Annotated in this window: 16 protein-coding genes and 1 pseudogene; 12 read left to right on the top strand and 5 right to left on the bottom strand. The window is 62.5% G+C overall.

The genetic code is table 11. The features are described 5' to 3' along the window. Positions 1-29 precede the first annotated feature (29 nt). Together KGA85_RS07390 and KGA85_RS07385 are read left to right on the top strand one after the other, a co-directional pair. Entirely contained in the window at positions 30-512 is a 483-nt protein-coding gene (locus tag KGA85_RS07390; protein ID WP_411741647.1) for an RNA polymerase sigma factor, read from the top strand. Beyond that, positions 512-1,273, top strand: a complete 762-nt coding sequence (locus KGA85_RS07385) for a transcriptional regulator (protein ID WP_223536265.1) — start codon at positions 512-514, stop codon at positions 1,271-1,273. The genes KGA85_RS07390 and KGA85_RS07385 overlap by 1 nt, the downstream gene beginning before the upstream one ends. Positions 1,274-1,295: 22 nt before the next feature. Here KGA85_RS07385 and KGA85_RS07380 read toward each other — a convergent pair whose 3' ends face one another. After that, on the bottom strand, positions 1,296-2,597 hold the full coding sequence (locus KGA85_RS07380) for an ATP-binding protein (RefSeq protein ID WP_223460763.1): 1,302 nt from the start codon (positions 2,595-2,597) through the stop codon (positions 1,296-1,298). A gap of 4 nt (positions 2,598-2,601) precedes the next feature. Then, positions 2,602-3,303 carry a response regulator transcription factor gene (locus KGA85_RS07375; RefSeq protein ID WP_007985461.1) on the bottom strand — a complete coding sequence of 234 codons (702 nt, stop codon included), beginning with the start codon at positions 3,301-3,303 and terminating at the stop codon, positions 2,602-2,604. Between KGA85_RS07375 and KGA85_RS07370 the strand changes: the two genes are divergently transcribed. The 10 genes and pseudogenes from KGA85_RS07370 to KGA85_RS07325 all read left to right on the top strand — a co-directional run bounded on the left by KGA85_RS07370 (position 3,196) and on the right by KGA85_RS07325 (position 15,675). After that, entirely contained in the window at positions 3,196-4,728 is a 1,533-nt protein-coding gene (locus KGA85_RS07370; protein ID WP_411741599.1) for an efflux RND transporter periplasmic adaptor subunit, read from the top strand. The two genes, KGA85_RS07375 and KGA85_RS07370, sit on opposite strands and share 108 nt — an antisense overlap. Positions 4,729-4,743: 15 nt before the next feature. Further along, the gene (locus KGA85_RS07365) at positions 4,744-7,842 is read left to right on the top strand and encodes an efflux RND transporter permease subunit (protein WP_223531521.1); all 3,099 of its coding nucleotides are present in this window, start codon (positions 4,744-4,746) and stop codon (positions 7,840-7,842) included. A gap of 187 nt (positions 7,843-8,029) precedes the next feature. After that, positions 8,030-8,671, top strand: coding sequence for a DUF1345 domain-containing protein (locus KGA85_RS07360; protein ID WP_223543027.1), 642 nt, complete (start codon positions 8,030-8,032; stop codon positions 8,669-8,671). A gap of 76 nt (positions 8,672-8,747) precedes the next feature. Beyond that, positions 8,748-9,587: an AraC family transcriptional regulator gene (locus KGA85_RS07355; protein WP_223460771.1), complete on the top strand. Its 840-nt coding sequence runs from the start codon at positions 8,748-8,750 to the stop codon at positions 9,585-9,587. Between the two features lie 52 nt (positions 9,588-9,639). Further along, the gene (locus KGA85_RS07350; RefSeq protein ID WP_223460773.1) at positions 9,640-10,248 is read left to right on the top strand and encodes a LysE family translocator; all 609 of its coding nucleotides are present in this window, start codon (positions 9,640-9,642) and stop codon (positions 10,246-10,248) included. A 140-nt stretch (positions 10,249-10,388) separates the two neighbouring features. Next, entirely contained in the window at positions 10,389-11,414 is a 1,026-nt protein-coding gene (locus tag KGA85_RS07345; protein WP_317848722.1) for a LacI family DNA-binding transcriptional regulator, read from the top strand. A 100-nt stretch (positions 11,415-11,514) separates the two neighbouring features. Continuing rightward, the gene (locus KGA85_RS07340; protein WP_223460774.1) at positions 11,515-12,297 is read left to right on the top strand and encodes a sugar phosphate isomerase/epimerase family protein; all 783 of its coding nucleotides are present in this window, start codon (positions 11,515-11,517) and stop codon (positions 12,295-12,297) included. After that, positions 12,290-13,276, top strand: coding sequence for a sugar kinase (locus KGA85_RS07335; RefSeq protein WP_223460776.1), 987 nt, complete (start codon positions 12,290-12,292; stop codon positions 13,274-13,276). Before KGA85_RS07340 ends, KGA85_RS07335 begins: the two co-directional genes overlap by 8 nt. 103 nt (positions 13,277-13,379) lie before the next feature. Next, positions 13,380-14,676 (top strand): annotated as a pseudogene (locus KGA85_RS07330) (MFS transporter). Between the two features lie 21 nt (positions 14,677-14,697). Next, a complete protein-coding gene (locus tag KGA85_RS07325) occupies positions 14,698-15,675 on the top strand; it encodes a 2-hydroxyacid dehydrogenase (RefSeq protein WP_223531523.1) in 978 nt (325 codons plus the stop codon). 104 nt (positions 15,676-15,779) lie between these two features. Here KGA85_RS07325 and KGA85_RS07320 read toward each other — a convergent pair whose 3' ends face one another. The 3 genes from KGA85_RS07320 to KGA85_RS07310 form a co-directional block, all read right to left on the bottom strand. Continuing rightward, the gene (locus KGA85_RS07320) at positions 15,780-16,967 is read right to left on the bottom strand and encodes a pyridoxal phosphate-dependent aminotransferase (protein WP_223531524.1); all 1,188 of its coding nucleotides are present in this window, start codon (positions 16,965-16,967) and stop codon (positions 15,780-15,782) included. 118 nt (positions 16,968-17,085) lie between these two features. After that, positions 17,086-18,228 (bottom strand): glycerate kinase, encoded by a 1,143-nt coding sequence (locus KGA85_RS07315; protein ID WP_223460784.1) that lies wholly within the window; start codon positions 18,226-18,228, stop codon positions 17,086-17,088. A gap of 162 nt (positions 18,229-18,390) precedes the next feature. Continuing rightward, positions 18,391-19,512, bottom strand: coding sequence for a sugar diacid recognition domain-containing protein (locus KGA85_RS07310; RefSeq protein ID WP_223531525.1), 1,122 nt, complete (start codon positions 19,510-19,512; stop codon positions 18,391-18,393). Between the last annotated feature and the right edge of the window lie 100 nt (positions 19,513-19,612).

Raw genomic sequence — 19,612 nt, 5'->3', positions numbered from 1 at the left:
AGGCAATACGAACGGAACTGAACCAGCATCTGGCGCGTTTATGGCGCTACGGCCTGCTGCTGTCCCGGCAACGGCATGTCGCCGATGACCTGGTGCAGGCCACCTGCGTGCGAGCGCTGGAACGGGCCGGGCAATTCATGCCGGGAACGCGCATGGACCGCTGGCTGCTGAGCATTCTGCATTCGATCTGGCTCAACGAAGTCCGCGCCCAACGGGTGCGCCAGGGTCAGGGTTGGGTGGATGCCGATCAGGCCTTGTCGTTCGATGGTGAATCCGTGGCCCAGACCCACGTGTTGGCGGCGCAGGTCATCCGTCGCGTCGATGCGTTACCCGAGACCCAACGCGAAACGGTGTTTCTCGCCTATGTCGAAGGCTTGTCCTACCGCGAAGTCGCTGAAGTGTTGCAAGTGCCCATCGGCACGGTCATGAGTCGCCTGGCCACCGCTCGGGCGAAACTGGCCGAATATCCACCGTTGCACACGGTGCCCAACCCTAACCGAGGAGAACATTGATGAGCACGATACCCTCGGACGAACAACTGGTGGCTTACCTCGACAACCAACTCGATACCGAGCAGCGCTCGCGCATCGACGCGGCCATCATCGCCGACCCTATGCTCGGCCTGCGCCTGCAATGGCTGGATCGCAGCAGCCTGCCGTTCAAGGACGCCTACGATGAACTGGCCCGGCAGGCGCCGGTGGATCGCCTGCAAGCCATGCTCGCCACGCTACCCTCACCCGCCCGCCCCGGGCTCAATCGCCGCTGGTTCCTGGCCGCCGCGGCCGGGCTGTTGGCCGGCGGCGTACTGACGGACCGTTTGTTCCTCGGCTGGCAAGCGAGTCAGCAGACACACAACTGGCGCGGCCTGGTGGCCGATTACATGGCGCTCTACGTGCCAGAAACCCTGGATCATTTACCCGCCGATGAAGCCGCCCAACGGGCACAACTGCGAACCATCGATGCGCGCCTGGGCCTCGATCTCGCGCCGGCAAAACTGAGCCTGCCCCGTGCCGAGTTCAAGCGTGCGCAAATCCTCGAGTACGACGGTGCGCCCATCGCCCAGATCACCTACCTCGATCCGGCGCACGGCCCCATGGCGCTGTGCATCACCCGCTCCAATAGCGGCAACCGCCAAATCGCCCATGAACGGCGGCGCGAGCTGAACATCGTGTATTGGGCTGACATGGAACACGCCTGGATGCTGATCGGGCATCAGCCGATCGCGGATCTGGAGGAGATGGCCAAGTTGTTGCGTAGTCGACTGAGTGCCTGAGCAGCGCTATCCCGAGCGCCAGTCAAGCCGAAGCCGGCAACCATAAGCGAAACCGCGCCCCGCCCAGCGGCGAGGCTTCCACCGTCAGCGTGCCGCCCTGGGCCTCCAGCGCGCGGCGGCTGATCGCCAGTCCCAATCCGAAACCACCCGTAGCGCGGTCGCGACTGCGGTCGAGGCGGTAAAACGGTTCGAAGATCCGCTCGCGCTCGTCATCCGGAATACCGATGCCGTCATCGTCGACCCAGATTTCACAGCCCCCGGTATACACCTGCACACCGATCTGAATACGCTTCTCGCAGTAGCGCATGGCGTTGCGCAGCAGGTTTTGCAAGGCGCGGGCGGTCAGGCGCGGGTCCAGGCTGAAGCGTTCGAACTGGCCGTGGAGCAGCACGTCGATGACGATTTCCGGGGACTCCATTTCCTCGTCGACGCTGCCGAGGATGCTGTCGATGAATTCATCCAGCGACACTTCGACCTGCTCCGGTAGCCGCGCCGGGTTTTGCAGGCGACTGTAGGACAGCAGTTCCAGTACCAATTCATCGAGTTCACGAATGTGCGCCACCAGGCTTTGCAGGCGCTCGCGGCTGGCCGCCGGCAAGTCGTCGGACAGTGCCAGCGCCAGGCCGAAATCCAGGCGCGTCAGCGGCGTGCGCAACTCGTGGGACACCGCATTGAGCAAGTCCCGCTGCTGGTTGAGCAGGTTCTCGATGTCGCCGGCCATGGTGTCGAACACACTGGCCAGGCTGCCGATGTTGGAGCTCGGAGAGATTTGCGTGCGCTCGCCCAAGTGGCCCTTGCCAAAGCGTTCGGCCGCGCCCTTGAGGCGTTCCAGATCACGCCAGTGCGGGCGCAGCCAGAGCAACAGGCACGCGAGCATGGTCGCGCCGATCAGGACGTTGATGCTCCAGTACAACAGATTGACGTCCAGCGGGTCCGGTGGCACGACCATTTGCACCACGGTGCGCTCATTCAGCGGCGCGACCGCCAGCGTGCGCCAGCCCCAGTCGCCCACGCGCACGACGTTCTCGCCGTGGCGCAAGCGCTGCTGTTCTTCAGGCGTCAGGCTGCTGTCGTCATTGTCACTGAGCACGATGTGCAGTGGATTGAAGTCCTTGTCCATTTCAGCGGCCAGGGCCGGCCACTGTTCGGCCGGGGCCGCGTGAAACTGTTTGACAATCAGCGTTTGCAGCCCACGGGAATAATCGAGGTTGTAGGTGACAAAGCGCTCGTGGAACACCTTGACCACCAGATCCGGCACCAGGTAAATCGCGGCGCTGAACGAGACGATGGTCACCAGGTACAAACGAAAGAGGATTCTGAACATCGGCTCAGCATTCCCACTCGGATCGACTGAACAGGTAACCCTTGCCCCACACGGTCTTGATCTTGCGCGCCTCGCCGGCGTGGTCGTCGAATTTGCGCCGCAGCTTGGAAATTGCCACGTCCACCGAACGGTCGGTGCCGTTGAATTCGATGCCGCGCAAGCGTTGCAGGATCTGGTCGCGGCTCAATACTTCGCCGGCATGCCGGGCCAGCACCACCAGCAGGTTGTACTCACCGCTGGACAGCTCCACCAATTGCTCGCGCCAGGTCACGGTGCGTTCAGACAAATCGATGCACAGGTTGCCCATCAGAATGCGGTCGTTGGCGGTCTGCGGCTCGCTGAGGCTGCTGCGGCGGAGCAAGGTCCGCACCCGGGCCAGCAGCACCCGCGGCTCGCAGGGTTTGGTGACGTAGTCGTCGGCACCCATTTCCAGGCCCAGGACCTGGTCGTGGCTGTCGTCGCGGGCAGTGAGCATCAGGATCGGCAAGGTCGCAGAATCGGCGCGCAACAGGCGACAGACTTGCAAGCCGTCGAGTCCGGGCAGCATCAGGTCGAGGATCACCAGGTCCGGCGGATTGAGCCGCGCACGTTCGCGCACATGGTCACCGCGACCGATCACGCTGACGGAATAACCGTTGCGTTCCAGGTAGCTGGCAATCAGTTCGGCGAGGGCGGTGTCGTCTTCGACCAGGAGGATGTTGGGCATGGGGTGTTTCCAGAAAGAGCTGTGGCGTCTGCACCGGCCTCTTCGCGAGTAGGCTCGCTCCCACAGGGGACCGCATTTCAACTGTGGGAGCGAGCCTGCTCGCGATGGCGGCCTGTCAGGCGCAATAGAAATCAAGGACTGAAGGATATACGCCCTCACGCACACCTGAGTAAAACCCTTACACAATTTCACACAGCACCAACAAAGCTTCACCGCTACCCTCGCCGTCGCCCAGTAGGATGCTGGGGGTCTTTATTGGGGTATTACATGTCGAAGAATCTGCTTGCCAGGCTCAGCCTGATTGCACTGGCGTTGACACTGGGCGCGTGTGACAAGTCCTCGAACGCCGAGGAACAGGCGCCGCTGGCCACGGTTCGCATCGAGACCATCGAAGCGCGGCCACTGACCATCAGCAGCGAACTGAGCGGGCGGATTGCCGCACCGCGCATGGCCGAAGTGCGTGCCCGCGTGGCTGGCGTGGTCTTGCAGCGCACCTTCCGCGAAGGCAGTGACGTGAAACAGGGCGATGTATTGTTCCGCATCGACCCTGCGCCGTTCAAGGCTGACCTGGACAGTGCCGAAGCGGCGTTGCACAAGGCCGAAGCCAATGCGTTCCAGGCCAAATTGCAGGAGCAACGCTACGCCCGGTTGATCGACGACAAGGCCATCAGCGGCCAGGACTACGACAACGCCCGGGCCAACGCACGGCAGACCGCCGCCGACGTCGCCGGCAACAAGGCTGCGGTGGAACGCGCCCGGCTGAACCTCGGTTACGCCACCGTCACCGCGCCGATTTCCGGGCGTATCGGTCGCGCGCTGGTCACCGAAGGCGCGCTGGTCGGGCAGAACGAAACCACGCCGCTGGCACTGATTCAGCAACTGAACCCGATTCACGCCGACCTGACCCAGTCCACCCGCGAACTCAACGAACTGCGCCGCGCCTTCCGTTCCGGTCAGTTGCAGCAGGTCGGCCAGGACCAGGCCAAGGCCACGCTGATTCAGGATGACGGGAGCCTCTACCCGCTGCCGGGCAAAATGCTGTTCAGCGACATCACCGTCGACCCGGGCACTGGCCAGATCATCCTGCGCAGCGAGTTCCCCAACCCCGACCTCGACTTGCTGCCCGGCAGTTTCGTGCGCGTGCGCCTGGAACAAGCGGTCAACCAGCAGGGTATCAGCGTGCCGCAACGGGCCATCCAGCGCGACAGCGCTGGCATCGCCCAGGTGCTGCTGCTCGACGCCGAACAGCGGGTCGGGCAGCAACCGGTCGAACTGGGCGCCGTGCAGAACGATCGCTGGATCGTCACCAGTGGCCTGAAAGCAGGCGACCGCATCGTCATCGAGGGCCTGCAGCACGCCCGCCCCGGCGAGAAAGTGCAGATCGACGACACCCCTCTTCCACTTGCCCAGTTGACTGGTCAGTAAGCAGGACGCTTTTTTATGCCGCAGTTCTTTATCGACCGCCCGGTATTCGCCTGGGTGGTTGCCTTGTTCATCCTGCTGGCCGGTGCGCTGGCCATTCCGCAACTGCCGGTGGCGCAATACCCCGACGTCGCGCCACCGCAGATTGAAATCTATGCCGTGTACCCGGGCGCTTCGGCGCAAACCGTGGACGAGAGCGTGGTCAGCCTGATCGAGGAAGAGCTCAACGGCGCCGATCACCTGTTGTATTTCGAATCCCAGAGCAGCCTGGGCAGCGCCACCATCAAGGCCACTTTCCAGCCGGGCACCAATCCGGAACTGGCCCAGGTGGATGTGCAGAACCGCCTGAAAGCCGTGGAGTCACGGCTGCCGCAAGCGGTCATCCAGCAAGGTTTGCAAGTGGAGAAAGTCTCCTCCGGTTTCCTGCTGTTGATCACCCTGACGTCCAGCGACGGCATGCTCAACGACGTGGCGCTCAGCGATTACCTGGCGCGCAACGTGATGAACGAGATCAAGCGTCTGGACGGCGTCGGCAAGGCGCAGCTGTACGGCGCCGAACGGGCGATGCGGATCTGGATCGACCCGCAGAAACTGCTCGCCTTCAACCTGACGCCGGCGGACGTCAACACCGCCATTGTCGCGCAAAACGCCCAGGTGTCGGCGGGCAGCATCGGCGATCTGCCGACCCGCACCACCCAGGAAATCACCGCGACCATTCTGGTCAAGGGTCAGTTGTCGACCCCCGAAGAGTTTGCCGACATCGTCCTCAAGGCCAACCCGGACGGCTCGACCGTGCGCATCAGCGACGTGGCGCGGGTCGAGATCGGTAGCCAGGAATACCAGTTTTCCACACGCCTGAACGGCAAGCCGTCCACCGCCGTCGCCGTGCAGTTGTCGCCTGGTGCCAACGCCCTGAACACCGCGACCCTGGTGCGGGCGAAGATGGACGAACTCAAGCGCTATTTCCCGGCGAACGTCGAGTACTCGATCCCGTACGACACCTCGCCTTTCGTCAAGGTTTCGATCACCAAGGTGGTCTACACCCTCGGCGAGGCCATGCTGCTGGTGTTCGCGGTGATGTTCCTGTTCCTGCAGAACATCCGCTATACGCTGATTCCGACCCTGGTGGTGCCGGTGGCGTTGATGGGCACTTTTGCGACGATGCTGGCGCTGGGGTTTTCGATCAACGTGCTGACCATGTTCGGCATGGTGCTGGCCATCGGCATTCTGGTGGACGACGCCATCGTGGTGGTGGAGAACGTCGAACGGATCATGGCCACCGAGGGCCTGTCGCCCAAGGAAGCCACGCGCAAGGCCATGCAGCAGATCACCGGGGCCATCATCGGCATCACCCTGGTGCTGGTCGCGGTGTTCATTCCGATGGCGTTCATGCAGGGCTCGGTCGGGGTGATTTACCAGCAGTTTTCGCTGTCGATGGCCACCTCGATCCTGTTCTCGGCCTTCCTCGCCCTGACCTTGACCCCGGCCCTGTGCGCGACATTGCTCAAGCCGATTGCCAAAGGCGAGCACCATGAAAAATCCGGATTCTTCGGCTGGTTCAACCGCCGGTTCGAGCAACTGACCGAGCGCTATCAGGATTGGGTGGCCTACGCGTTGAAACGCACTGGGCGCTACCTGCTGATCTACGGCGTGCTGCTGATCGGTCTGGGCTTGGCCTTCAGTCGCTTGCCCTCTTCGTTCTTGCCAGTAGAAGACCAGGGTTACACCATCACCGACATCCAGTTGCCTCCGGGTGCGAGCAAGAACCGCACGGTGAAGGTGGCTGAGCAAGTCGAGGCGCACAACGCTACCGAGCCGGGTATTCGGGACAGTGTGGTGATCCTGGGTTTCAGCTTCTCCGGCAGTGGCCAGAACGCAGCACTCGCCTTCAGCACACTCAAAGACTGGTCCGAGCGCGGCAGCGACGATTCGGCGGCTTCGATTGCCGACCGGGCCAACGTCGCCCTCAGCCAGATCAAGGACGCGGTGACCTTTGCCGTACTGCCGCCGCCTGTGGATGGCCTGGGTACGTCCAGCGGATTCGAGTTCCGCCTGCAGGATCGCGGTGGTCTCGGCCATGAGCGGTTGATGGAAGCCCGCACCGGGTTACTCGCGGCGGCCGAAAAAAGCCCGATCCTGATGAACGTGCGCGAAAGCGCCCTGGCCGAGGCGCCGCAGGTGCAACTGGTGGTCGACCGCAAGCAGGCCAACGCGCTGGGGGTGTCCTTTGCCGACGTCGGCAACGTGCTGTCCACGGCCGTGGGCTCGGCCTACATCAACGACTTCCCCAATCAGGGGCGGATGCAGCGCGTCGTGGTGCAAGCCGAAGGCGATCAACGCAGCCAGGTAGCTGACCTGCTGAAGATTCACGTGCGCAACACCCAAGAAAAAATGGTGCCCTTGTCGGCCTTTGTGCAGGCCAAATGGACTCAGGGCCCGGCGCAGTTGACCCGCTACAACGGCTACCCCGCGATCAGCATTTCCGGTGAACCGACCCCGGGCCACAGCACCGGTGAGGCCATGGCCGAGATCGAGCGGCTGGTGGCGCAAGGCCCGGCGGGCCTGGGCCAGGAATGGACCGGATTGTCGTTGCAGGAACGGTTGTCCGGCAGTCAGGCGCCGATCCTGCTGGGGCTGTCGCTGCTGATCGTGTTCCTGTGCCTGGCAGCGTTGTACGAGAGCTGGTCGATCCCGACCTCGGTGCTGCTGGTGGTGCCGCTGGGCGTGCTCGGCGCGGTGCTGGCGGTGACCTTGCGCGGGATGCCCAACGACGTGTTCTTCAAGGTCGGGCTGATCACCATCATCGGCCTGTCGGCGAAGAACGCGATCCTGATCATCGAGTTCGCCAAGAGCCTGTACGACGAAGGCCACGACCTGATCGACGCCACCCTGCAAGCCGCGCGCCTGCGGTTGCGGCCGATTGTCATGACCTCACTGGCGTTCATCCTTGGCGTGGTGCCGTTGGCGATCGCGACCGGCGCCAGTTCGGCGAGCCAGCAGGCCATCGGCACCGGGGTGATCGGCGGGATGATCACGGCGACGCTGGCCGTGGTGTTCGTGCCGGTGTTTTTTGTGGTGGTGATGAAGCTGGTGCGCAAGCGACACAAGCGTCCCTGACCCACACACCACCCTGTAGGAGCGAGCTTGCTCGCGATGGACTCCCAGGCACCGCGTTTATCCAGCAGACACGCGTTATCGTTAACGACCATCGCGAGCAAGCTCGCTCCTACAAGGGGCGCGTTGATTTCAAGATTGGGGTCACCTGGGATAAGGTGACTGCATAGCCCCAACCCGTCGAGCCTCCATGATCTTCCTCGCGCGCACCCACCCTCGCCTGTCCACCGCCATCCTGCTGGGCATCGCGGTGGGCATTCTGGTTCCGGCCGATTCGCCGATCGGCAAGATCCTCATCGGCTGGAATGCCGGCGTCTGGATCTACCTGCTGCTGATGCTCTGGCTCACCGTGCGCTCGAAGGCGCCTGACGTAAAACGCATCGCCGAAATCGAAGACGAAAACGCCGGGCTGGTGCTGGCACTGGTGTGCATTGCGGCACTGGCAAGCCTGGCGACCATTACCTTCGAACTGGCTGGCAGCAAAGACCTGGAAACCACGCGCAAGCTTTTGCATTACGGCTTCACTGCGCTGACCGTCATCGGTTCATGGCTGCTGATCGGGGTCATCTTCAGCCTGCATTACGCCCGGCTGTATTACATCTGGGACGGCAAGGAGCCGGCGCTGCGTTTTGCCGAAGGGCTGACGACCCCCAACTACTGGGACTTCCTGTACTTTTCGTTCACCATCGGCGTGGCGGTGCAAACCTCGGATGTCGGCGTGGCCACCCGGGACATGCGCAAGATCGTGCTCGCGCAGTCGTTGATCGGTTTTGTGTTCAACACCGCCATTCTCGGGTTCTCGATCAACATCGCGGCAGGACTGTTCGGTTGATGACTGCACAAACGTTCTAGGCATGGCCCTCGGTCAAGGCGTTAAATAGCCCGGCAAACCGTTTCGCAGGTGCCCCATGAGCGCTCACAACTGGATCGACCTGGCCCAGGATGCCGACACCGGCATCGAGACCCTGCGCGCGCATTTCGAAGGCCACGCCTACGACCCGCACTGGCATGACAGCTATCTGGTGGGCGTCACCGAGCAAGGGTTGCAACAATTCAATTGCCGACGGGCCAGGCACCAGAGCACGCCGGGCAAGGTGTTTCTGCTGGAACCCGGTGACATCCATGACGGCGAAGCCCCGACCGCCGACGGTTTCACCTACCGCATGCTGTACCTCGACCCACAGTGGTTGCAGCGTGAACTCGGCGCCGTGTTCGATCATGCCCCCGACAACAGCCAGCTCAGCTTCGCCGCCACCCTGGCCAGCGATGCGCGTCTGGCCCAGGCCACCAGCCTGGCGTTTGAAACCCTGCATCGCGGTGAACTGAAGATTGTCCGCCAGACCGCCCTTGACGGTTTGCTCGAACGCCTGACCAGCCACTTGCACTGGCGCGCCCGCGATGGCCAGGACCCGCGTCTGCCGCGAGTGGCGCAGAAAGCCCGGGAATACCTGCATGCCAACGCGCAATACGACATCGGCCTCGATCAACTGGCAGCCGTCACAGGCGTCGACCGCTTCCGCCTGACCCGCGCGTTCAAGGCTGCCTATGGCATGGCACCCCACGCGTATCTGGTGCAATTGCGCCTGGCCACCGCCCGCCGCCTGCTGGCCCGTGGCGAACAACCGGCCGCGGTGGCGATGGCGCTGGGCTTTGCTGATCAGAGCCATCTGGGGCGCTGGTTCATGCGCGCCTACGGCCTGACGCCAGCGCTGTACCGCAAACGCTGCTCAAATCTTCCAGACAGATAAGCCCGGGATAGTGAAGATCGACTTCACTGATCTTCACCGGAGTTAGCCCGCGATGCTGCCCTCGTTCCCGACGTTACTGCCTTTCCTGCTGTTTGCCTTCGTGGCTTCGATCACCCCCGGCCCGACCAATATTCTGGTGCTGAGCAACAGCGCTCGATACGGGTGGGTCGCGGCTGTGCCGATCATCGTCGGCGCCTGTGCCAGTGCTGCGACTCTTGTGTTGCTGGTGGGCACGGGTATCGGTTCATCATTGACCGCGTGGCCCGCTGTGCAAGGCATCATGCAATGGGCCGGCGTGGCGTGGCTGAGTTATCTGGCCTGGCAGATTTTCAGCGCCCCGGCGACAGCCATTGCCGACCGCAACAGCGAAGCGCGCCTCGGATGGGTGGGCGCCGCCAGCCTGCAACTGGTCAACCCGAAAACCTGGATGATGGCGCTGGCGGTGGTCAGCGTATTCGCCGTGGGTGGCGAGCATCGCGCAGTGCAGGTGGCGTATTTGTCGCTGGTGTTTTTTCTGGTTTCCCTGCCATGTCTCGCGGTCTGGGCGATGCTCGGTGCCGGTTCAAGCCGCTGGTTGCGCTCACCCCGTGCCATGCAACGCTTCAATCGCAGCATGGGCCTGTTATTGCTGGGTTCTGCGTGGTTGAGCGTGTTGGCCTGACGGCCACTTGTCGTTCATTGTTCGACAATCAATCATCCAGGGCTTGACGGTGAAATGGCTTTTGGTGTCTCCTGAAACCGGTTTCAGTGCTGTCTCACGAAGCACTTGACCTTATAAATCCAATAAGAAGGTTTCAGACCGTGAACGATTTCTCCGCCGCTCAGCGCAGCCGCGTGACCATGCTCGACGTGGCCGAACACGCCAAGGTCTCCAAGGCCAGCGTTTCGCGGTTCATCGGCGATGATCGCGCCCTGCTCTCCGATGCCATTGCCCTGCGCATCGAACAGGCAATTGCCGAACTCGGCTATCGCCCGAACCAGATGGCCCGCGGCCTGAAACGCGGGCGCACCCGCCTGATCGGCATGCTGGTGGCCGATATCCGCAACCCTTATTCAATTGCCGTGATGCACGGGGTGGAAACCGCCTGCCGTCAGCACGGCTATAGCCTGGTGGTGTGCAACACCGACCGCGACGACGAGCAAGAGCGCCAGCACCTGGCCCTGCTGCGCTCGTACAACATCGAAGGCCTGATCGTGAACACCCTCGGTCATCATCGTGACGAATTGCACGAACTGCACCGGGAAATGCCCCTGGTACTGGTGGATCGCAAGGTGGAGAACCTTGAAAGCGATATGGTCGGGCTGAACAACCCGCAGGCCATAGACATGGCCCTTAACCACCTTGAAGAACGCGGTTATTGCGATGTGTTGCTAGTGACTGAGCCGCTTGATGGCACCAGTTCGCGGATTGAGCGGGTCAGCAGCTTCAAGGCGCAAATCGAGCAACGCCCGGCGCTTCGCGGCACGCACATCGAAACCGGCAGCGAACTGACCGCACAATTGAAATCCTTCCTCGACACGCCTGGCCCCGGCCCGAAGGCGCTGTTTTGCGCGAACGGGATTGCAGCGCTAGCCAGCACCCATGCATTGCGTGAACTCAAGTGCAACCTGTTCGATGACGTGGGCTTGATCGCCCTCGATGACTTGGATTGGTACCCGTTGGTGGGCAGTGGTATTACCGCCCTCGCGCAGCCGACCACCGAGATGGGCGCCAGTGCCTTTGAGTGTCTGCTCAAGCGGTTGCGTGGGGATGACGGGGCGGTGCGGACGCTGGATTTTTCCGCGCGGCTGGTTGTGCGGGGGTCGACCCTTGGGAATTTGCGTTGAATGTTAAGGCCCCTTCGCGAGCCTGCTCGCGAAGGGGCCCCAAGTAGCACTGAAAATTTTTTTGAACAAAAATGAAACCGGTTTCAGAGATAGAAAAACAATGAACAAACCAGCCGTTTCCATCAGCCTTTCCAGCTACGGCGCCGACCTTGTGCGTCAACGCGGCCAGGGCAGCTTCATCGAGATTCTCGCCGCCGCCGGCGCCACGCGCATTGAGTGGCGCGAAGAGTTGCTGACCATCGAGGACCCCGCTCAACTGGCCGATGCCACTCAAGCAGAGGGCCTGCAGAGCGTGTATTCGTCGCCCATGGAGCTATGGCTGGCCGGGCAATCCAAACCCAACGCCGAACTGATCACGGCCCTGCAACGCGCCCAGGCATTCGGCGCCAAATGGCTGAAGGTGTCGCTGGGCTATTTCACCGACAACAGCGATCTGCAAACTCTCGCCCGTGTGCTGGGCGAAAGCGCCGTGCAGTTGCTGGTGGAAAACGACCAGACCCTGCACGGCGGCCGCATTGAACCCTTCCAGCGTTTTTTCGCGGACGTCGAGCAGCACCAGTTGCCGATCAAGATGACCTTCGATATCGGCAATTGGCACTGGCAGGACCAGTCCGCCGCCAGCGCCGCGCGCTTGCTCGGACGTCACGTCGGTTACGTGCACTGCAAAGCGGTGACCCGCCGCGCCGACGGCAAACTGGTCGCTATCCCACCCGCCGTCAGTGACCTGCAACAGTGGGAACACCTGCTGCGGCACATGGCCCAAGGTGTTATGCGGGCCGCGGAATATCCGCTGCAAGGCGATGACCTGGTGCAACTGACCACCGAGCACGTTACCGCCCTCGCCCACCTCGGCCAATCGCAGCTGGAGAGTGCTCATGTCTAAGATCGATATTCTGTCGTTCGGCGAGACCATGGCGATGTTCGTCGCCGAGCAGGCTGGTGACCTGGCCAGCGTCGGCGCTTTCCACAAACGCATTGCCGGGGCTGACAGCAACGTCGCCATTGGTCTTTCCCGTCTGGGATTCAACGTGGCATGGCTGAGCCGTGTCGGTGCCGATTCGTTGGGCCGGTTCGTGGTCGACACCCTGGAAAAACAAGGCCTGGATTGCCGCCACGTCGACATCGACACCGTCCACCCGACCGGATTTCAACTCAAGTCCCGCACCGACGACGGCAGCGATCCGGTGGTCGAGTACTTCCGCCGTGGTTCGGCGGCCAGCCACCTGTCGCCGCACTCGATCGTGCCCGAATTGCTCAAGGCCCGACACCTGCACGCCACCGGCATTCCCCCGGCGCTGTCGGAGTCGGCGCGGCAGATGTCGTTCGAGTTGATGACCCGCATGCGCGAGGCCGGGCGCAGTGTGTCCTTCGACCCGAACCTGCGCCCGAGCCTGTGGGCCAGCGAGCAACAAATGATCACCGAGATCAACCGCCTCGCCGCCCTCGCCCATTGGGTGCTGCCGGGGTTGAGCGAAGGTCGCTTGCTGAGCGGTTTCGAAGACCCGGCCGACATCGCCGCCTTCTACCTTGACCAAGGCGCCGAAGCCGTGGCGATCAAGCTTGGCCCACACGGGGCTTACTACCGCACACATCTTGATCAAGGTTTCGTGGCTGGCGTACCGGTGCAAACAGTGGTCGATACGGTGGGCGCCGGCGATGGTTTTGCCGTGGGCATGATCAGCGCGCTGTTGGAAAACCAAAGCGTTGTCGAGGCCGTGAAACGCGCCAACTGGATTGGCAGCCGGGCGGTGCAGAGCCGGGGGGATATGGAGGGGTTGCCTACCCGATCCGAAATGGTCAGCGAATTTGAGGCCGCCATCGCGAGCAGGCTCGCTCCTACACGGGATTTATGTCGACCTTAGATCCAATGTAGGAGCGAGCCTGCTCGCGATGAGGCCAGTAAAGGCACCGAAGATTCAAACCGTTACCTGCTGCGACAAAAACAACAAGCTCAGGAGCACCACCATGAAAACCGCAACGCTCGCCACCCGCCGCTGGTGGTACATCATGCCCATCGTGTTCATTACCTATAGCCTGGCGTATCTGGATCGCGCCAACTATGGGTTCGCCGCCGCGTCCGGCATGGCGGCAGACCTGATGATCACACCAGGCCTGTCGTCGATGCTCGGCGCGCTGTTCTTCCTCGGCTACTTTTTCTTCCAGGTACCCGGCGCGATCTACGCGCAGAAACACAGTGTGAAGAAGCTGATTTTCGTCAGCCTGATCCTCTGGGGCAGCCTGGCGACGTTGACCGGGATTGTCTCCAATGCCTACTGGCTGATCGTCATCCGCTTCATGCTCGGCGTGGTCGAAGCGGCAGTGATGCCGGCGATGCTGATCTACCTGTGCCACTGGTTCACCCGCGCCGAACGCTCGCGGGCCAACACCTTCCTGATCCTCGGCAACCCGGTGACCATGCTGTGGATGTCGGTGGTCTCGGGCTATCTGGTGCAGCATTACAGCTGGCGCTGGATGTTCATCGTCGAAGGTTTGCCAGCGGTGTTGTGGGCATTCATCTGGTGGCGTCTGGCCGATGATCGTCCGTCACAAGCCAAGTGGCTCAACGATCAGGAAAAACAGGACCTGGAAAGCGCACTGGCCGCAGAACAGGTCGGCATCAAGGCCGTGAAGAACTACGCCGAAGCGTTCCGCTCACCCAAAGTGATCATCCTGGCACTGCAGTTTTTCTGCTGGAGCATTGGCGTGTACGGCTTCGTGTTGTGGCTGCCGTCTATCCTCAAGGCCGGCGCGCAGATGGACATGGTCCAGGCCGGCTGGCTGTCGGCGCTGCCGTACCTGGCGGCGGTGATCGGCATGCTGCTGGTGTCCTGGGGTTCGGACAAGCTGCAAAAACGTAAACGTTTCGTCTGGCCGCCACTGCTGATTGCCTCCGACCTTCTATGGTTCCTACGCCTTGGGTGCCGAACACTTCTGGGGGTCCTACACCCTGCTGGTGATTGCCGGTGCCTGCATGTACGCGCCTTACGGACCGTTCTTCGCAATCATTCCGGAGATCCTCCCGGCCAACGTCGCGGGCGGCGCCATGGCGCTGATCAACAGCATGGGCGCCCTCGGTTCCTTTGGCGGTTCCTATCTGGTCGGCTACCTGAACAGCTCCACCGGCTCGCCCGGCGCCTCGTACCTGTTGATGAGCGGCGCGCTGATGTGCTCGGTGCTGCTGACCATTTGCCTCAAGCCCGGCGCCAGCGATCGGGAGCGGCCCACGGCCACAGTAACGCGCACTGCCACGGCACATTCCTGAATTGAAGTTGAGATCTCAAAGATGAAAAAGCAGGTCGTCCTGTACAAGAAACTCTCGCCGCTGTTGATGGCTCGCCTGCACGAGCAGGCCGAAGTGACGCAGATCGAAAACCTTGATGCCCAGGGCCTGGCCAAACTGCGCGATGCCCTGCCCCGCGCCCACGGTTTGCTGGGTGCCAGCCTGAAGCTGGATGCCGAACTGCTCGATCTGGCACCCAACCTTCAAGCCATTGCCAGCGTCTCGGTGGGTGTCGATAACTACGACATCGACTACCTGACCGAGAGGCGCATCCTGCTCAGCAACACGCCGGATGTATTGACAGAAACTACCGCCGACACTGGTTTCGCGCTGATCCTGGCAACGGCCCGGCGCGTAGTGGAATTGGCAAACATGATTCGTGAAGGCAATTGGACCCGCAACATCGGCCCCACGCATTTCGGCAGCGACGTGCACGGTAAAACCCTGGGCATCATTGGCATGGGTCGCATTGGTGAGGCCCTCGCGCAGCGCGGGCATTTCGGGTTTGGCATGCCGGTGATTTATCACAGCCAGTCACCGAAACCGGCGGTGGAACAGCGGTTCAATGCGCACTATCGAAGCCTGCCGGAGCTGTTGCAACAGGCCGATTTCGTTTGCCTGACGTTGCCGCTGACCGCTGAAACCGAAGGGTTGATCGGCACAGAACAGTTCGCCCTGATGCGTCCCGAGACCATCTTCATCAATATTTCACGGGGTAAAGTGGTGGACGAAGCAGCACTGATTGAAGCCTTGCGTGCGGGCCAGATTCGCGCGGCCGGGCTGGATGTATTCGAACGCGAACCGTTGAATCAGGACTCGCCGTTGTTGCAGTTGAACAACGTGGTGGCAACACCGCATATCGGCTCGGCCACCCATGAAACACGGGAAGCCATGGCCAGATGCGCGGTGGACAACCTGTTGGCGGCGCTGGCGGGTGAACGGCCGGCCAATTTAGTCAACGCTCAAGCCTGGAAGGCTTGAGGGATTTGGCGTTTGCCTCATAGCTATCGTCGGAACGCCGCCCGGAGCAAGCTCGCTCTGGGCGGCGTTCCGACGACGGGGCCCGCACACGCAACACAACGACCTCAGGCCCGCCGCACCTCCAGCAAATCCGTCGCACACAAAGCAATCCGCCGGCATGCATCAGCCAGCTTCATCTGATCCACCACCAACCCGATGCGGATATGCCCCGCCGCACTCGGCCCGAAAGCTTCACCGGCCAGTACCGACACGCCATAGTCTTCCAGCAGTCGTTCGGCGAAGCGCTGGGCCGACAACCCGGTCTGGCCTACATCGACCATCACGAACATCCCGCCATCCGGGCGAATCGGCCTGAGGCCCGGACACTGGCTCAGACTTGCACACACCAGGTCTCGGCGCTGGCGATACTCTTCGCGCATCGAGGCCACTTCCGGCAGGTCCCGGTCCAGCGCCAACTGCGCAGCGTTCTGCACGAAATCCGGAATGCCGAACAACATGCTCAGCGACAAATTGACCAGGTGTCCGGCCATGGGTTTGGGCCCGATCACCCAACCCACCCGCCAACCGCTCATGGCATGGGACTTGGACAGGCTGTTGATTGTCGCCGTACGTTCGGCCATGCCCGGCAGACTCGCCGGGCTGATGTGTTCACCCTCGTACAGCAGGTCGCTGTAGACCTCATCGCTGATCAGCCACAAATCGTGGCGAATGCACAGCGTTGCCAATTCCTGCCAGATCGGCAACGACAGACTGGCGCCTGATGGATTGTTCGGACTGTTGAGCAGGATGGCGCGTGTTTTTGCCGTGATCCGTGCCGCGACATCTGCCGGGTCAACGCGAAACCCGTTCTGCGGGCACACTGGCACCGGGACCACTGTGGCCGCGCAAGCGCCGATCACGCCCTCATACGTCACGTACATCGGCTCGGCGACAATCACTTCATCGCCCGGATCGAGCAGGCATTGCGCCACCGAATACACCGCACACTGCGCGCCCGGAAAGACGATCACATGCTCGGCATCTACCGCCTGACCGCTGCGGTGCCGATGCCGCCGGGCAATGCTGTCGCGCAGCCCTCGACTGCCGCGCACTTCAGGATAGTGCGTATCACCGGCCAACAGGCTGGCGATGGCGGCCTGCACGATGGGTTGCGGCGTATCGAAATCGGGATCGCCAATTGACAGCAGCACGACATCGACGCCCTGTTCGCGCAATTGCAGCGCTCGATCGTGAATCTGCCAAGCCGCCGCTCCGTCACCGGCGATTCGTTGGGTCAAGGCTGAATAGCGCATGTCGGTCTCCTGTCGCGCGGGTGCTCCCAGCCACAACCCTATCTCAAATCACGAAGCGCGCCACCATGGCGTGCAAATCCACCGCCAAAACTGCCATCGGGGCTTTTGTGAAAAACCCTCAGCCGCAGCGGACAGCCATCCGCCAGACACGAGCGATATCAGTTGCCCGCTCACGCAGCAAGCGCGGCGCCTCGGCACAGGCCTGGTCCAGGGTCATCGGCCCGCTCGCCAGGGCAAACGCAGCGTCGATACCATGCTCGTACAGTGCCTGATAGCCCTCGCCCAACGTGCCGGCGATGACGATGACCGGCACGCCATGTTCCCGGGCGACCCGCGCCACACCAAACGGCGTCTTGCCGCGCAGGGTTTGCGCATCGAAACGCCCCTCACCGGTGATGACCAGATCGGCGCCTGCAATGGCGTCGGCCAAGCCCACGAGTTCGGCTACCACTTCAACACCCGCCTTGAATTGCGCACCGAGGAACGCCTTGGCGGCAAACCCCAGGCCGCCCGCCGCGCCACTGCCCGGCTCGTCGCGTACGTCGTTGTTCAAGGCAGTCGCGCAATAGTCGGCAAAGTGCCCCAAGGCCCGGTCCAGTTGCTCGACCTGCACGGGCGAGGCGCCTTTTTGCGGGCCGAAAATCGCCGAGGCACCGTGGGGGCCGCACAACGGGTTGTTGACGTCGGCGGCGATGTCGAAGCGCACCTGTGCCAGACGCGGATCAATGTCGCTCAGGTCGACGCGGGCCAATTGCGCAAGGGCGAGGCCGCCCGGTGACAGCGTCTGCCCCTGGGCGTCGAGCAATTTCACGCCCAAGGCTTGCATGGCACCGGCGCCGCCGTCATTGGTCGCACTGCCGCCAATCGCCAGGATCACCCGTTGTGCACCGGCATCCAGCGCGGCGCGGATCAATTGCCCGGTACCGAAGGTGCTGCTGATGCACGCATCCCGTTGCACCACCGGGACTAACTGCAAACCGCTGGCCTCGGCCATTTCGATGATCGCGGTGTGGCTCTGCGGCAACCAGCCCCAGGCGGCTTCCACCGTGGCCCCCAGCGGCCCTCGAACCACGGTGCGGCGCTGTTCGCCTTCGCACGCGGCCAGGATTGACTCGACAGTCCCTTCCCCACCGTCGGCCATAGGGCATTTGATCAGTTGGGCATCAGGCCAGACCTGCGCCAATCCCAAGGCAATGGCATCGGCCACGCCTTGAGCGCTGAGGCTGTCCTTGAACGAGTCGGGGGCGATCACGATTTTCATGGGAATTCTCCAGTTCCAATGTCCACATGCTGCCAGCCGCCATGAACAATAACGCCGGTCCGCTGCACAAGCGGTGTTGAGGATTATTGTTCATTTCCACAAACCCGGCGGGAGCGGCATCGTCCACAAATCTGTGCACCACCACAGGGGGAGTTGTGTGATTCATGGATGGGTGTCTGTCTGGGGCAACAGTTGCACGCCGAGGTACAACGCGAGCATGCCGTCCAATCTTAGTGGATCAACCCCGCTCAGTTCGGCAATCCGCTCCATCCGGTAACGCAGGCTGTTGCGATGGATGCCCAACGCATCGGCGCAGGCCTGGCTCTGGCCGTCGTGTTCGCACCAGCTGCGCAGGGTTGCCAGCAACTGGCCGTTGTTGTCCTTGGCAATGACCTTGCGTAGCGGATTGAGCAACTCATCGAGTGCGTCGTCGTTGCGGTGGCGCCAGAGCATCACCGGCAGCCGATAACGGTTCAGCGTCAGCAATCGGGAGCGCGGCAACACCTCGCGCCCGTAGGCCAGCAAGTCACCGACCCGGCGATAGCAGCGACGCAAGCCCGAAAGTCCATCGGCCTGCCCACCCACGGCAATGCGCAGGATGTTCCAGCCCAGGCCGTCGAGTTTGTCCAGCAAGCGCTCGTTCTCAACCGTCTGGCTCGCCGGCCGGCACCAGAGCAACGAGGTCTTGGCTGAACTCACGCACCAACTGTCGGGATGACGGGTGGTCAACCAGGCGCTGAGTGCCTCGACGGTTTGCCCTGGCGCGTGCTCCAGGCCCAGTTCGAACAGGTACGGCACCCGGGTCATCTGTGGCTTGAGGCCCAGCTGCGCTGCTTCATCGACCAGTCGCGGAGCATCCCCAGCTTCGCTGAGCAACAACGCCAGCAGATCATCGCAGCGCTGGCGACGCCATTGTTGTTCGGCCTGCTGGTTGCGCTGGCCCACCAACATTTCGGCGGTCATGCGCACCAGCTCGGCGTAGGTGCGCAGTTGCTCGGGTTCGCCGGTGATGCCCAGTACGCCGATCAGGCGCTGGTCCAGCAAAAGCGGCAGGTTGATGCCCGGCTGCACGCCCTTGAGATGAATCGCCGTCTGCGCATCGATCTCCACCACCCGGCCATTGGCCAGGACCAGTTGCGCGCCTTCATGCCGGGTGTTGACCCGCTCCGGCTCGCCGCTGCCCAGGATCAAGCCCTGGCTGTCCATGACGTTGACGTTGTACGGCAGGATAGCCATCGCCCGGTCGACGATGTCCTGGGCCAGGTCGTGATCGAGTTCGAACATGCAAGTAATCCTTGAAGACGGTGATGGAACGGGTTGTTCACCCGCACAGGCCTTGGTTGCAAACCCTGTGCTCAGGCACAAAGACAGCCACCCTGAGGGT

This window comes from Pseudomonas sp. GL-B-12 (assembly GCF_019955895.1).
In the GTDB taxonomy this organism is placed as follows: domain Bacteria; phylum Pseudomonadota; class Gammaproteobacteria; order Pseudomonadales; family Pseudomonadaceae; genus Aquipseudomonas.
Note: the sequence above shows the minus strand (reverse complement) of the source record. Positions and strands in the feature narration are given on the sequence as shown.